Below are 14,344 nucleotides of genomic sequence, written 5' to 3'. Positions count from 1 at the left end.
CTAATTTCCTGAAAAGCGCAATTGAGCAAGTGTATGGGAAATCTTCGTTAACGTAACGACGAAAGTTACTAGGAAAAGCGTGTCTGCTTGAAGAGACGCCAACCACAGCCCACAAGACTCACAAGAAGGATGATAAGCAGCCCAGCCATCCAGCGCATATTCATCGCGAGCGGCGGAACGACGGCCCGCATCCCTAACCAGATGAAGACGCCGGTGGCGGCAAGAACGATGGCGACATCCCACCAGCGACGCTTCTCCGTGCGGTCGAACTCCTCTCCACTCTGTGCTGCTAACACTTGCTGATAACTGAGGCCGTAGCGAATACACTCCCGCTCCAAGGCCTCGTTTTTCGATACATGTTCTCCCGCGGATGCTTTCGCGGTACTGATCGCAAGCGCACCGAGGATCATGATCGTCGATCCGCCGAGAACCAGTAGCTTGTGCTTAATATCCGCCGTCGCGAGTTCGCCAAAGACGAGAGCGCCCCAGGCGAGCCCCCAGAGCTGGTTCGTGTTGGAGAGAGGAATGCCGCGGCCAATCCCCAAATATTTTGCAGCAAACTGCTGAAACAGATCCCCGATCACCCAGACGAATCCACCCAGGAAGAGCCAGAAGAGATACTGCCCACTGCGTGCGAGTTGAAAAACGGAGGATTTACGGCCACCGTCGAGCGTCCACGTCAGGATGAACATCGTCAACAATTCGCCTACGGTGAAGGCCGTAACGAAAGAGAGAGGATTCATACCGCTCAGGTACGCCTTGCGATAAGGAACATACATCGTTCCCCACATCAAACTGGCGCCAATGGCTGCGAGTACGCCACCAACCGCATTGTGTCCCGTCGCCGTAACACCGCCGTGAATAGTGCTGAAGCCGAGCATGATCGCCGCGACCACAATGCATATCGAGCCAAGGATGACCTTGCCGATCGTCTTCCGATCTGCTCCGTCGAGTTCGCGGAAGAGAATGCGTCCCCAAAATAAACCGACGAGCGCATTCGTGTTCCACATTGGGAACGCAACGGCAAGACCCACGTCGCGAATCGCGAAGACGGTGAGTGTGTTCGCTACGGCCCAGAGCGCACCGGCAAGAATCGCCCAGACCACGAGGTGCTTCTTTTGCATCAGGTCCGCGAAGACATACGTTGTTCCTTTTAAAAGAGTGGGAAAGGTCCAGCGCGCAGTGAAGACGCCTGCCACCATGCACAGTGAAATCGCAAAAGGGGAAAAACCCGCGTTGACCAGCTTCGTCGGAGCTTCGGCGGCGCCCAGCCAGGCGCCTGCCGTCAGGCCACAGAGAACACCCAGGCCGTGCAGAGATCCGGTATGAAGTTTGCGCGGAGGTGTTGCAAGTGGAGCCGTCGCCATGTTCGTTTCCTTCTGGTAAAGCTGATTTAGTGCAGTGCAACGAGGAGCGCCAGGCCGAGCGCGAGCACCCCGACCGGAATCCAGAAGTGTATGTCGGTGAGGATGGCTTTCGCCGTCTCTGAAGGTCGCATGTTCTCCCTACGAAGCTGTGGTGGGACGCATAAGTTCCCTGTTTCGTTACCGATTACGTTGCGGCCAAACTAATCTTCGCCGATAAGACGTGTCAATTGTGGGCACCGCATGCATAACGATTCATGTCCGACCCTAACTAAGACTAAACATGTCGTATATTCATACAAAGTGGATTAACAGAAAGGACCCCCGCGAAGTCTTTTGGCGGAGCATCGAGGGGGCCCACAGATCGACAGCCCTTAGGCCGCCGAGTGTCCATTGTAGATGCTTGCGGCAGACGGTTGCTATTTTGAAAGGCAAGTCATGCTGAAGCATTTTTATATTGTTTTAGGCCGAACTGCGGTTGCAATGGTGTTGTTTGGAGGTTCCCTGAAGGCATGGGGCCAGACCGCACAGGTTTCGGGAATCGTCTCCGATTCAGCGAAGGCCAATGTGGCCAACGCCGAGGTGGAGCTGGTTAATCAGAAGACACAGAAAACCTACAGGACCCATAGCAACGAAACGGGTTTGTATGCAATCCCCTCTCTGGAGCCAGGCGTTTATACCCTACGCATCTCCGCACCGGGATTCAGTTCCGAGGTCATTCGCGATGTAACCGTGGACGTAGCCGGAAAGATTGCTCAGAACGTACAGCTGGGCATTGGTTCCGCGAGCGAACAGGTCAGCGTCGACGGCAGCGGCCAGACCATCGACACCACCGACGCGAGCGTGAGTACCGTCATCGACCGCCGGTTTGTGGAGAACATGCCGCTGAACGGACGAAGTTTCCAGTCCCTGATCACCCTTGCTCCGGGAACACTTGTTGTTCCTTCCGCTGGCTCTGGATCGAGCGGCGAGATCAGCGTGAACGGACAGCGCACTGAATCAAACTACTACACGATCGACGGCATCAGCGCGAACACCGGCGCGACGGTTTCGACGGACGGATATCCTGGCGCGGGCTTCTCTGGATCGACGCCACAGGGCAGTGCTCTCGGTACGACGCAGAGCATTGTGTCTATCGACGCATTGGAGCAGTTTCGTGCGAGCACTTCTTCCTATTCGGCAGAGTATGGCCGGACACCCGGCGGACAGTTCAGCTTCAGCACACGCTCAGGTACGAACGACTGGCATGGCACGGCCTTCGACTTCCTGAGGAACGATGCGCTCGATGCGAAGAACATCTTCGACACGGTAAAGCTTCCAGAGCGCCAAAACGATTTCGGCGGAACGCTCGGCGGCTATCTGCACATTCCTCATGTGTACAACGGCCGCGACAAGACCTTCTTCTTCTTTTCCTATGAAGGCCTCCGACTGACGAGCCCCGTGGCGGCAGCGCTCTACCAGGTGCCCAGCAATGCACTGAGAGCTTCTGCACCGGCGGCCCTGCGGCCATTTCTCTCCGCGTTCCCTGTAAGTAATAATCCTGACCTGGGCAACGGCCTGGCGAACTACACGGCTGGCTACGCGGCTCCAAGCCGACTGGATACCAGCAGCATCCGCATCGACCATTCCTTTGGCGATCGATTCAAGATCTTTGGAAGATACAGCGACGTGCCCTCGCAAAGTTCAGCTCGGCAGGCCAGCAACCTCGCACAGGTGAATGCCACGACCCGTAACGTGAAGACGCTGGTCCTTGGTGCAAGCAACGTCATCACTCCTTCACTCGCAAATGAATTCCGCATCGGCGTCACAGGCAACGACTACAAGTCGAACCGCTATCTGGATAACTTCGGCGGCGCAAGTCCGCTGAGCGTAAGCACGGCCCCCGGCCTTGGCAACGGTGACTGGATGACGTTCTTCCTCTTCTACGGCCTGTATCCCTATTACCTGCTCGAACCGCAATCGAATCGTCAGCGGCAGCTGAACATCACGGATTCACTGACCAAGACGGTTGCACGTCATAACCTGAAGTTCGGCATCGACTATCGCCGACTTGTCACGAGCGAAAAGCTGCCGCCACTGTGGGAGGTTGCCTTCTTCTACACCCCGGAGGCGGTGATGACCAACACACCCGACGGCCTCTACGTGTACACGCAGAACGTGAACATGAAGGCCGTATCGAAGAATTTCTCGGCCTTCCTTCAGGACGAATGGAAAGTGAGTGACCGGCTCAGCGTTTCGGCAGGCGTACGGTGGGATGTGAATCCCGCACCGAACGATGCCAACGGGAACACGCCCTACACGGTGAACCAGATCTCGAATCTGGCGACCACGCAGGCCGCGGCCAAGGGCACCTCGTTGTGGAAGACGACTTACGGTAACGTTGCACCTCGTATTGGAATGGCCTATCAGCTGTACCGCACACCGGGTCGAGAAACGGTATTGCGCGCGGGCGGTGGATTGTTCTACGACACCGGCCAGGCGCTAAGCGCACAAGGCTACTACGGCATCGGAACAACCGGATTCGCGAGCTACACCGCTCCCTTCCCCGCGACACTTGCACAGGTCCAGTCTGCTCCCACACCCAATGCGAATGCTCCGTATAACGCTCCTATCTACGCCTACGCTCCCGACCTCAAGCTGCCCTATACCGGTCAGTGGAACGTCGCAGTAGAACAAGCGCTGGGCACAAGCCAGTCTCTGACGATCAACTACGTAGCCTCCGCCGGACGTCGTCTACTGGCGCAGCGTTTCTATCATCCCGAAGCTCTGGGAAACACAGCGTTCAGCGCAGGCAAGGGACTGTACGTCACCACGAACACCTCAGGCTCGGACTACAACTCGCTTCAGGTACGCTTCGACCGCAAGCTCTCCAAGGGATTGCAGGTCCTTGTAGCGTACACATGGTCCCACGCGATGGATGATGCGACGTCGAACTTCACCGTCTATCAACTGCGTCGCTCTGTCTCTGACTATGACATCCGGAATAACTTCCAGGCTGCCGTGAGCTATGACATCCCGGGGCGCTATAACAACTCCTTCGTGGCGTACACGCTGAAGCACTGGTCGATGGATGCACGCATCTCCGCACGTTCGGCATTGCCGGTCGATATCCTGCAGGCGCAGACCATCGATGCCAGCTCCGGTGCGAACGTGGCCTATCATCCGGACCGCGTTGCGATAGCGCCTCTTTACCTCTATGGCAACCAATATCCTGGCGGACGTGCGATCAACTTCAACGCGTTCTCGACCACGACTGTAGCTGGTGTGGATGGAAACGCGGGACGCAACTCTGCGCGTGGTTTTGGAGCCGTGCAGGCTGATCTCACTCTGCGTCGCGACTTCCCCTTCACGAAGCGGGTAGGCGTTCAGTTTCGCGCCGAGGCCTATAACGTTCTGAACCATCCGATCTATGGCAGCGTGCGCAACTCCCTTTCGGTCGGTGCGGACCTGTTCGGACAGGCATCCAACACGCTCAACAATCAACTCGGTGGTCTGGCCTCGTTGTATCAAGTTGGCGGTCCACGCTCCATGCAGGTTTCCATGAAGCTGCATTTCTAACCTGAAGGAAAGAACCTCGCATGGAATCTGCTGTGGCCAATCCGGGAAAGCACGTGGCGGCTGTAACCAGGAAAGCAAACTGGTTGCGGTCGCCTCAGAGAGTCTGGCTGCGACGCGCGATCTTCCAGATACACCTGTGGATGGGCGTGATTGTCGCCCTTTACTGCGTCGTCATCGGTCTGAGCGGATCGGCCCTTGTCTTCAAGGGAGAGATCGAACACGCCACCGAAGCGCAGGTCTATCGCATCGTTCCTGTGTCGCAGACGGTCACGCTGGAGCAATCGATACGAACCATCGAAGCCAGCAGACCCGGGTGGGTCGCTTCCGGTCTGAAGGACTTCGACAAGACAGGCGAAGCCACTACGGTCCTGATGCGTCAGAAGACCGGCGCGCCGAACTCGAACTATCGCATGGCGAGCTTCAACCCCTACACAGGCGTAGTCCTTCTGGATCGCATGCGTTATGACGGCGTGCTCGGCTGGATCAGCAATCTTCACTTCTATCTGCTCTTAGGAAAGCTCGGTCTGCAGATCAGTGGATGGATGTCCGTCGGTTTGCTTGTGCTGTGCCTCTCTGGGCTCGTGGTTTGGTGGCCCGGTGTGCAGCGTTGGGCGGGAGCCATGGTGCTTCGGCTGCACGGTCGCAAGAGAATCAACTGGAAGCGCCTGAATTGGGATCTTCACTCGGTCGTGGGCTTCTGGAGTTGCGCGGCGCTCCTGGCCGTTACGTTTACAGGTCTGTACTTTGCCTTCCCTGCAGCCATGAGCCGGATCACTGTGCTAGCCACAGGAGGCAGCCCGGCCAAGGCCCTGGCCCAGATGGAAGCGCCGGACCGAAAGCCTGCGCCAAGCTCCGCTCCTGCCATGACCGTGGACCAGGTGATCGCCGCAGCGCGAAGAGCACTTCCTCAAAACGCTCCGCCGAATTACCTATACCTTCCCGGCAGACCCGGCGTTCCCTTCAGCGTAACGGGCTACTACAACGGATCGCTTCCCTACTCCCAACTCGTACGTGTCTCGCTCGATCCGCATACAGGGGAAGTATTGGGCAAGGCAGATACCACGCAGCAGATGCTGGGACTGCGCGTGATCCAGTACTTCTTCACGGTGCACTTCGGTTCGTTCGGCGGTGAGGGCTGGCTTGGGATTGCGGTGAAGATCCTCTGGGTCGTGGTCGGTCTTGTACCGGTTCTGCTGGCCGTCACAGGCCTGATCATGTACTGGAACCGCAAGCTGCGGCCCCTCTGGCATCGGCTTAATAAGTCGTCTTGAACACACTTATCGCGAGCCCTTGTATGCCCTTCCAGCTTCAGTAGCCGTTAGGATGAAGTCATGATCGTCAAGTTGTGTAACGCGCACGAACTCCCGCCGGAGAACGAGATGAAGGCATTTCGTGGCGGCGCGCTGGAGATCTGCGTGGCACGGCACGCGGGCGGCATGTTCGCCTTTGATAACGATTGCCCACACCAGAAAGCGCCGCTGTCGAGCGGGCATCTGGACGGCACCAAGGTCGTCTGTCCGTATCATGCATGGCGCTTCGACATCACCGATGGATGCCCTGAGATCGCGGGTGACCCGCCTCTGGTGCTGTACGAGATTCGGCAGTACGACAACGAAATCTTTATCAAACTGCCTGATGGGTCAGAGCCAGCGCGTTGATTTCGGTGCGCTGCGATGCTACTTTCAAGAGAACAACCTGGGCGATGGGGTTCCGCCACTAACCGCACGCGCTGTATGCGCGGAGCTGATGACTCCTACGAGACAACGTAGGAGGAAGTGTGCCCGAAGGTTTATCTACCCGCCCCACCACACCGCATTTCACATGGAAACATGCCTTTCATCTCGGCACCGGTCTGCGCTGGATCGGCATCTCTGCGGTGATCGGAGCACTTGCAGGAACGGCTTCTGCGTTTCTGCTCGTCTCGCTCGATTTCGCTACGAAAACGAGAGAAGCGCATCGCTGGTTGATCGCTCTGCTTCCTGTAGCGGGCTTTTCAGTGGGCCTGCTCTATCGTCACTTCGGAAGCAAAGTGGAAGGAGGCAATGCGCTCATCCTCGAAGAGATCCACGATCCGCAGGAAACAATCTCGCTGCGCATGACTCCGCTGATCCTGCTTGGCACCTTTCTCACGCATCTCTTTGGTGGCTCCGCAGGTCGCGAAGGAACGGCGCTGCAAACGGGAGCATCCCTCGCCGACCAGCTCACGCAGCCGTTGGGCCTGGATGGTTCGCAGAGACGGCTGTTACTGATGGCGGGTCTGAGCGCGGGCTTTGGCTCGGTCTTTGGAACGCCCCTCGCGGGCTTCGTCTTTGGTATGGAGGTCCTCGGCGTTGCCCGCCTGCTCACGCCCGCCCTGGGGCCCTGCCTCATAGCAGCTGTCGTTGGAGACATCGTCACACGCGCGTGGCGCGTACATCACACCATCTACCGCGTGGATGCGCTCGCAGGCTTTACGCCCAGGACAGTGCTTGCTTCCGTCCTCGCGGGAGCACTCTTCGGCTTGATGGCCCTGATCTTTTCCTATGGCGTGCATCACCTGTCTTCGTGGTCGAAAAAGCTTGTACGCTTTGGTCCGCTGCGGCCCGCCATCGGTGGTGTGATCATTGCAACGGCGGTGTTTACGATGGGAACGACGCGGTACATCGGCCTCGGGGTGCCCGTCATCGTGGATGCGTTTCACCATGTCCTGCCGCGCGCGGACTTTGCATGGAAGACGATCTTCACCGTCGTCACGCTTGGACTTGGATTTAAAGGCGGAGAGGTCACGCCGCTCTTCTTCATCGGAGCGACGATGGGCAACGCGCTCTCCGCCGTTCTTCCTTTACCCGCTTCCCTGCTGGCGGGGATGGGCTTCGTGGCGGTGTTTGCGGGAGCAGCCAAGACGCCCATTGCGTCCACCATCATGGCCTTTGAACTCTTTGGGCCTGTCCCAGGCTGCTTCGCTGCGATTGCGTGCGTGGCAAGCTATCTGTGCTCCGGGAAGTTAGGCATCTATCCTCTGCGCAAGCAGATCTAGTTGGCGATGGGTGAACGAGGGATGACACGAAGGTCGAGCAGCTCGATCTCCGGCGTCAGGTAGTCTTCGCGCACGGGCTCGTCCTTCATCAATCCCGTTGACAGATACTTCTTGTTGTCGTCACAGAAGACCGTGGCGACGACGGGATGCTCGTGCTGCAGGCCAGCCATCACGGCGGCAAGGAAGTTACATCCCGACGAGATACCCAGCGCGAGACCGAGTTTGCGCGCAAGTTTCTGCGCCATCAGAATGGCGTCGCCATCGTGGACTGCGATCACCTCATCCAGCCGATTGAGTTCCACGATCTGTGGAATGAACTCGTCTGAGATGCCCTGGATACGGTGCGAGCCGACCTTGTAGCCAGTCGTCAGGGTCGGCGATTCGGCAGGCTCTACAGGGTGAAGCTTGATCGTCTTGTCATGCAGGCGGAAGCAGGCAGAGACCCCCATGATGGTTCCACCCGTGCCGACTCCGGCGACAAAAGCGTGCGGATGAAGATTTGCCGCACCCATCTGCGCGAGAAGTTCTGGGCCAGTATGCCGTGCGTGCGCCTGCACGTTGGCTTGATTTTCAAACTGTCTCGGCAGAAAGATCCCAGCGCACTCCGACATGCGTTTCTCGCAGAGAGAGATACTGCCGAGGAAGCCGCCCGCGGCCTTGCTCACGGAGACAACCTCCGCGCCGTAGCTGCGGATGATGTCAACCCGCTCACGGCTCATCCAATCTGGCATATAGATCACGACCGGATGTCCGAGGGCCGCTCCAATGGCGGAGAGCGAGATGCCAGTGTTCCCGCTGGTCGCTTCCACGATGGTGTCGCCAGGGGCAATGACACCGGTGGCGTAAGCATTCTCGAGGATATGGAGGGCCATGCGGTCTTTAATGGAACCACTCAGGTTGATCTGCTCGGCTTTGGCACAGATCGTTCCTACGCGACCGCGAAAGCGATAGTCGATCGCAAGCATCGGCGTCTGTCCGATCATTTCGCGGAGCGCGTCGAAGCGCTTGTGGACAGTAGGCGGACAGAAAGTGGGCATGTCTTCAGGCTAGTGAAGTTTCGGCGCGAGAGACATGGCCTTCGTATGGTGATTTCCAGCAGATCTGAAGTGTTGTATGGCGATAGGCCAAAGCTTTCTTAGGATGTAAGGCAGATCGAAAATCGTGAAAACAGATTATTCTGCGAAGAACACACCGGAGACTTTTTATGAAGCGTTATTGCCTTGCCTGTGACCTCAAAGATGAGCCAGCCCTGATTACGGAGTACATCGACTGGCACACGAAAGTGTGGCCCGAGGTGATGGAGAGTCTCGGGGCGGCGGGCGTTCTGGACATGGAGATCTATTCGCTTGGCGACCGTCTCTTTATGATCATGGAGGTCACAGACGACTTCACCTTTGAACGCAAGGCGTCCATGGATCTCGCAAACCCTGTGGTGCAGAAGTGGGAGACGATGATGGGTCGCTTCCAATCCACCCTTCCCTTCTCAGAGGACGGACGGAAGTGGCTGCCGATGGAGCGTGTCTTCTGGCTACAGGGCGCTCTAGGTCAGTAGCTAGAGACGGCAGATAAGAAGTTCGCGCTCGTAGATCATCTCGGGTGGAAGACGGTCGTGGAGATTGATGAAGAGCTCTTCGTGGCTCATGACTTCCTTGCGCCAGAGCGTGCGATCCACCTGCTGTAGCTCGTCGAATTTGGCTTTTGGAAAATCCAGACCGTCCCACACAACATCCTCGTAGTAGGGTGTCCAGCCGATAGGCGTCTCACGCCCCTGGGCACGGCCATGGACGCGATCGACGATCCAGCGAAGAATGCGCATGTTCTCGCTGAAGCCCGGCCAGAGGAACTTGCCGTTCTGGTCCTTACGGAACCAGTTCACATGGAAGATGCGGGGCGTGCGCTCAAGCGTGCGCTGCATCTTGATCCAATGACGGAAGTAGTCGCCCATGTGGTATCCGCAGAAGGGCAACATGGCCATGGGATCGCGCCGTACGGTGCCCAGCGTGCCACCGGCAGCGGCGGTCATCTCTGAACCCATCGTGGCGCCAGCATACACGCCCGCGCTCCAGTTGAAAGCCTGGTAGATCAGCGGCATGGTGGTGCTGCGGCGGCCACCGAAGATAAAGGCCGAGACCGGAACGCCTTCGGGCTTCTCCCAATCGGCATCGATGACGGGGCATTGCGAGGCTGGAGCGGTAAAGCGCCCGTTGGGATGCGCGGCGGTGCGACCGGTCTCCTTCGCAATCGCAGGAGTCCAGGGCTCTCCACGCCAGTCAAGACACTCAGCGGGTGGCGTGTCGGTCATGCCCTCCCACCAGACGCCGCCTTCGGGCGTTTCCGCCACGTTGGTGAAGATGGTGTTCTGGCGAAGGGTAGCCATCGCGTTGGGGTTTGTCTTAGGCGAGGTGCCCGGCGCGACGCCGAAGAAGCCCGTCTCTGGGTTAATGGCGCGGAGGTGACCGTTCTCGTCGGGACGAATCCAGGCAATATCGTCACCCACGGTGCGGATCTTCCAGCCATCGAAGCCCTCGGGGGGAACCATCATGGCAAAGTTGGTTTTGCCGCAGGCGGATGGGAATGCGGCGGCGACGTAGGTCTTCTCGCCCCCCGGCGATTCCAGGCCGACGAGGAGCATGTGTTCCGCCATCCAGCCTTCGTCGCGCGCGATGTTGCTGGCGATCCGAAGCGCAAAACACTTCTTGCCCAGGAGGGCGTTGCCTCCATAGCCGGAGCCGTAGCTCCAGATCTCGCGTGTTTCTGGAAAATGAACGATGTACTTCTCGTCATTGCAGGGCCAGGTAACGTCTTTCTGACCAGGAGCAAGCGGCATGCCGACCGAGTGAAGGCATGGAACGACGCGCTGGTTATCTTTTTCGATCTCGCGGTAGACCGGCGTTCCAATTCGGCACATAATGCGCATATTCACGACGGCGTACTCGGAGTCGGTCAACTGCACACCGATGCGGGACATCGGACCACCAATGGGTCCCATGCTGAAGGGCAGTACATACATCGTCCGCCCGCGCATACAGCCCTTAAAGAGCTGCTTCAGCTTGCGGCGCATCTTGAAGGGATCTTCCCAATTATTTGTGGGACCGGCGGCGTCCTTGGAGAGCGAACAGATGAACGTCCGGTCTTCCACGCGGGCAACATCTCGCGCATCGGAGCGAGCGAGAAAGCAGCCGGGCCAAAGCTTCTGATTCAGGCGGGTAAAGGTTCCGCCCTCTTCAAGGGTGTTGCAGAGGAAGTCATACTCAGCCTGAGATCCATCGCACCAGTGGATATGGTCGGGCTGGGTAAGGTCCGCCATCTTTTCCACCCAACGGATGAGGTGACGATTCGTAGTGGGAGCTGAGGTGATGCTTTGCGTGGCCATTCAAGGTTCCTCTCGCGGGACGAAGACAGCTCCGCATGCCCTACGCCCCATGAGAAACTCCGGGGGAAGCGCGCGTCAAGTGATTCATGCGATGAAGCACTTTTCCCTTCGTACGAAAATGAGACACTTTTTGCTCCACTCTACCTGAAGCGGAAACTGCCGATGAGGGAAAAAGGCGTACTTCACGGCATGTTGTGCGGAGGTTGGTTTGCTGCAAAGGAAAGAGACTCATGTGCGGGAGCTGATTGGCCCAGGCGTTCCTTCAGGTAGCAAAGCAAGGGTTTCGGAACGGGAACGAAGGCTGGCGGTCAGGCTTGAGAAAGCGCTGTTGGATTCCATCGGCCTAAGTCTCGCCTATCAGCCGATCTTCGATCGAAACCAGCAGATTGCTGCAGTAGAGGTGCTGGCGCGGTGGGACGATGCGATCGAAGGTCCTATCTCTCCCTCGGAGTTCATCCCCCTCGCAGAGAAGACAGGGCTGATTGTGCCGCTGTGCAAGTGGGTGATCCGCGAGGCGTGCCTCCAGACAAAGCGATGGCTGGACCAGGGCTTTCTGTTGGGCCGCCTAGCCGTCAACTTCTCCGTTGTGCATATCTGGCGCGAGGATTTTGTGGAGACCATCTTCGAAGCCCTCCGGGAGAGCGGGCTGCCTGCTCAGATGCTGGAGCTGGAGGTCACGGAAAGCGCGCTGGTGCTGGACTTCGAGAAGGTAAAGCAACATCTGCAAATGTTGAGACGGCATGGTGTGCGGATTTCGATTGATGACTTTGGAACTGGTTATTCGTCACTGGGACGCCTGCGCGAACTGGATGCGGACGTCTTGAAGATCGACAAAATCTTCGTTCAGGGAGCAGACGAGGAGATCCGCGGAGCCGCCATGGTGCAGGCCATCGTGAATATCGCTCATTCGCTGGGACTCACAGTCGTGGCGGAAGGCGTGGAAACCGTCGAACAACGAAACCTTGTGTACCAGATGGGATGCGAGGAGATCCAAGGCTATCTGCTGGCACATCCGATGACGCCCGAAGAACTTTTTATTTTAATGTCGAAGCATAGGAATGAGGCACATTCGGCGGGCCCGCCCCTGGTGGACACGGCGATCTTTTCGCTGAGCCCCCGCGCGTTAGAAACACAAGAGGCGCAGCCTTTAGCTGCGCCTCTTGTGTTTTTCGGTATCGCTTAGAGCGAGTTCATGTTGTGCAGGAACTCCGTATTGTTGCGGGTCTTGCCGAGGCGATCCGTAAGGAGCTCCATGGCTTCGACTGCGGAGAGAGGGTTGAGCACCTTACGAAGGATCCAGATTCGCTGGAGGTCTTCCTTCGGAATGAGAAGCTCTTCCTTTCGTGTACCGGAGCGCTGGATGTCGATCGCCGGGAAGACGCGCTTGTCGACAAGCTTGCGGTCCAGGATGACTTCCATGTTGCCCGTACCCTTGAACTCTTCGAAGATGACTTCGTCCATACGAGATCCGGTATCGACGAGGGCCGTTGCCATGATCGTGAGTGAACCGCCCTCTTCGATGTTTCGGGCCGCGCCGAAGAAGCGCTTCGGGCGCTGCAGCGCGTTCGAATCCACACCGCCTGAGAGCACCTTGCCCGACGCCGGGACGATGGTGTTGTACGCACGCGCGAGACGCGTAATGGAGTCCAGCAGGATGACGACATCGCGCTTGTGCTCGACGAGGCGCTTGGCCTTTTCGATCACCATCTCGGCGACCTGAACGTGGCGTGCTGCGGGTTCATCGAAGGTGGAGGAGATGACCTCGCCCTTGACCGAACGCTGCATGTCCGTCACTTCTTCCGGACGCTCATCGATGAGCAGAACAATCAGAACGATCTCCGGATGGTTGGTCGAGATGCTGTTTGCGATGGACTGCAGAAGCATCGTCTTACCGGTGCGGGGAGGAGCGACGATCAGACCACGCTGTCCCTTACCTACGGGAGTAAGCAGGTCCATCACGCGACCCGAGATGTTCTCGCGAACGGTTTCCATCTTGACGCGTTCTTCCGCATAGAGAGGCGTGAGGTTGTCGAAGAGAATCTTGTTGCGCGTCTCTTCGGGGGACTCAAAGTTGATCGCCTCGATCTTGACGAGTGCGAAGTACTTTTCACCTTCATGCGGAGGACGGACGTTACCGGAGATGGTATCGCCGGTCTTGAGATCGAATTTGCGGATCTGCGAGGGGGAGACGTAAATGTCGTCCGGGCCAGGGAGATAGTTGTAATCCGGCGAGCGCAGGAAACCGTAGCCGTCGGGGAGGATTTCAAGCACACCTTCAGCGAAGATGTGACCTTCCTTTTCGCTCTGGGCCTGAAGGATCTTGAAGATCAGGTCCTGCTTACGGAGTGCGCTGGTGCCCTGGATGTCTAGTGCGCGTGCGAGCTTGCCGAGTTCGGCAATACTCTTTTCTTTTAACTCAGAGATCGTCATCGTTTACCTGAAATGCTTTGGAGGGAATGTTGGAGGGGATTGTACGGAGGGGGATGAAACGGAGGGGGTGGTGCGGGGTGACACAGTTTCAAACAAAAAAAGCGGCAGAGCCGCGGGCCGTTAGGCCGCGCGGCGTTCCTGCACAAGATGGCTGGCAACAGGCAAAGCGGTCGCCGGGAGTGCCTTCTGATCCGTTGGAACCGTTTCACGGAAGCGATCCAGAACCTCGTTGGTCGTGTCCTGGAGGCGGGTATTCGGCTTATGCAACTTGCGGGTCGCCTTAGAGGCGAGCTGACAGAGCTGGTAGCGGTTGGTGACATGGGTCATGGCACCAAAGATGAGATCAGAACGCATTGCTTCTCCTATCTATGCGGCTTGTCGGAGCCCGCTTGCTGGACGCTGGACGGAGTCTCCCCCGCCGTGTCCTTAGATTGGACGTTGCAACTTCGCTAGAAGGTGCAATCGCCGTATGACGCTGTACCGCAACGTTGCAGAGCCCATGGCCCTCGCTTCGACTACGCTCACTGCGTGGGGGATTTAAGTTGCCCAATGCTGAAGGCTAGGGTCTAAGCCCTTTTTATTCAAGAGGTTTCGGGATACGGC

General features: G+C 57.8%; 12 protein-coding genes and 1 riboswitch. Of the genes, 6 read left to right on the top strand and 6 right to left on the bottom strand.

Features of this window, described 5'->3' with window-relative positions; genetic code table 11:
- Nucleotides 1-68: 68 nt before the first annotated feature.
- Both ACIPR4_RS04065 and ACIPR4_RS04060 read right to left on the bottom strand, forming a co-directional pair.
- A complete protein-coding gene (locus ACIPR4_RS04065) occupies nt 69-1,367 on the bottom strand; it encodes a GRP family sugar transporter (RefSeq protein WP_013567378.1) in 1,299 nt (432 codons plus the stop codon).
- A gap of 26 nt (nt 1,368-1,393) precedes the next feature.
- Nucleotides 1,394-1,498, bottom strand: a complete 105-nt coding sequence (locus ACIPR4_RS04060; protein ID WP_013567377.1) for a hypothetical protein — start codon at nt 1,496-1,498, stop codon at nt 1,394-1,396.
- A 304-nt stretch (nt 1,499-1,802) separates the two neighbouring features.
- Between ACIPR4_RS04060 and ACIPR4_RS04055 the strand changes: the two genes are divergently transcribed.
- The 4 genes from ACIPR4_RS04055 (at nt 1,803) to ACIPR4_RS04040 (ending at nt 7,938) form a co-directional block, all read left to right on the top strand.
- A complete protein-coding gene (locus tag ACIPR4_RS04055) occupies nt 1,803-4,922 on the top strand; it encodes a TonB-dependent receptor (protein WP_013567376.1) in 3,120 nt (1,039 codons plus the stop codon).
- Between the two features lie 20 nt (nt 4,923-4,942).
- On the top strand, nt 4,943-6,193 hold the full coding sequence (locus ACIPR4_RS04050; protein ID WP_013567375.1) for a PepSY-associated TM helix domain-containing protein: 1,251 nt from the start codon (nt 4,943-4,945) through the stop codon (nt 6,191-6,193).
- A 60-nt stretch (nt 6,194-6,253) separates the two neighbouring features.
- Nucleotides 6,254-6,580 (top strand): Rieske (2Fe-2S) protein, encoded by a 327-nt coding sequence (locus tag ACIPR4_RS04045; protein ID WP_013567374.1) that lies wholly within the window; start codon nt 6,254-6,256, stop codon nt 6,578-6,580.
- 31 nt (nt 6,581-6,611) lie between these two features.
- Nucleotides 6,612-6,685, top strand: a riboswitch (Fluoride riboswitch).
- Between the two features lie 14 nt (nt 6,686-6,699).
- On the top strand, nt 6,700-7,938 hold the full coding sequence (locus tag ACIPR4_RS04040; RefSeq protein WP_013567373.1) for a chloride channel protein: 1,239 nt from the start codon (nt 6,700-6,702) through the stop codon (nt 7,936-7,938).
- Here ACIPR4_RS04040 and ACIPR4_RS04035 read toward each other — a convergent pair.
- Nucleotides 7,935-8,975, bottom strand: coding sequence for a PLP-dependent cysteine synthase family protein (locus ACIPR4_RS04035; protein WP_013567372.1), 1,041 nt, complete (start codon nt 8,973-8,975; stop codon nt 7,935-7,937). The genes ACIPR4_RS04040 and ACIPR4_RS04035 overlap by 4 nt on opposite strands.
- Before the next feature lie 167 nt (nt 8,976-9,142).
- On the opposite strand from ACIPR4_RS04035, the gene ACIPR4_RS04030 reads away from it, so the two are divergent.
- Complete coding sequence (locus ACIPR4_RS04030; protein ID WP_013567371.1) at nt 9,143-9,490, top strand: L-rhamnose mutarotase; 348 nt, start codon at nt 9,143-9,145, stop codon at nt 9,488-9,490.
- On the opposite strand, the gene ACIPR4_RS04025 is transcribed toward ACIPR4_RS04030, so the two are convergent.
- Complete coding sequence (locus ACIPR4_RS04025) at nt 9,491-11,311, bottom strand: phosphoenolpyruvate carboxykinase (GTP) (RefSeq protein WP_013567370.1); 1,821 nt, start codon at nt 11,309-11,311, stop codon at nt 9,491-9,493.
- Nucleotides 11,312-11,543: 232 nt separating this feature from the next.
- Here ACIPR4_RS04025 and ACIPR4_RS04020 point away from each other — a divergent pair, with 232 nt between their 5' ends.
- Complete coding sequence (locus ACIPR4_RS04020; RefSeq protein ID WP_187290243.1) at nt 11,544-12,494, top strand: putative bifunctional diguanylate cyclase/phosphodiesterase; 951 nt, start codon at nt 11,544-11,546, stop codon at nt 12,492-12,494.
- Here ACIPR4_RS04020 and rho read toward each other — a convergent pair.
- The gene (gene rho, locus ACIPR4_RS04015) at nt 12,491-13,741 is read right to left on the bottom strand and encodes a transcription termination factor Rho (RefSeq protein ID WP_013567368.1); all 1,251 of its coding nucleotides are present in this window, start codon (nt 13,739-13,741) and stop codon (nt 12,491-12,493) included. The genes ACIPR4_RS04020 and rho overlap by 4 nt on opposite strands.
- A gap of 120 nt (nt 13,742-13,861) precedes the next feature.
- Nucleotides 13,862-14,095 (bottom strand): hypothetical protein, encoded by a 234-nt coding sequence (locus ACIPR4_RS04010; RefSeq protein WP_013567367.1) that lies wholly within the window; start codon nt 14,093-14,095, stop codon nt 13,862-13,864.
- Nucleotides 14,096-14,344 lie beyond the last annotated feature (249 nt).

Source organism: Terriglobus saanensis SP1PR4 (assembly GCF_000179915.2).
Taxonomy (GTDB): domain Bacteria; phylum Acidobacteriota; class Terriglobia; order Terriglobales; family Acidobacteriaceae; genus Terriglobus; species Terriglobus saanensis.
This window is presented reverse-complemented; position numbering and strand designations above follow the sequence as displayed.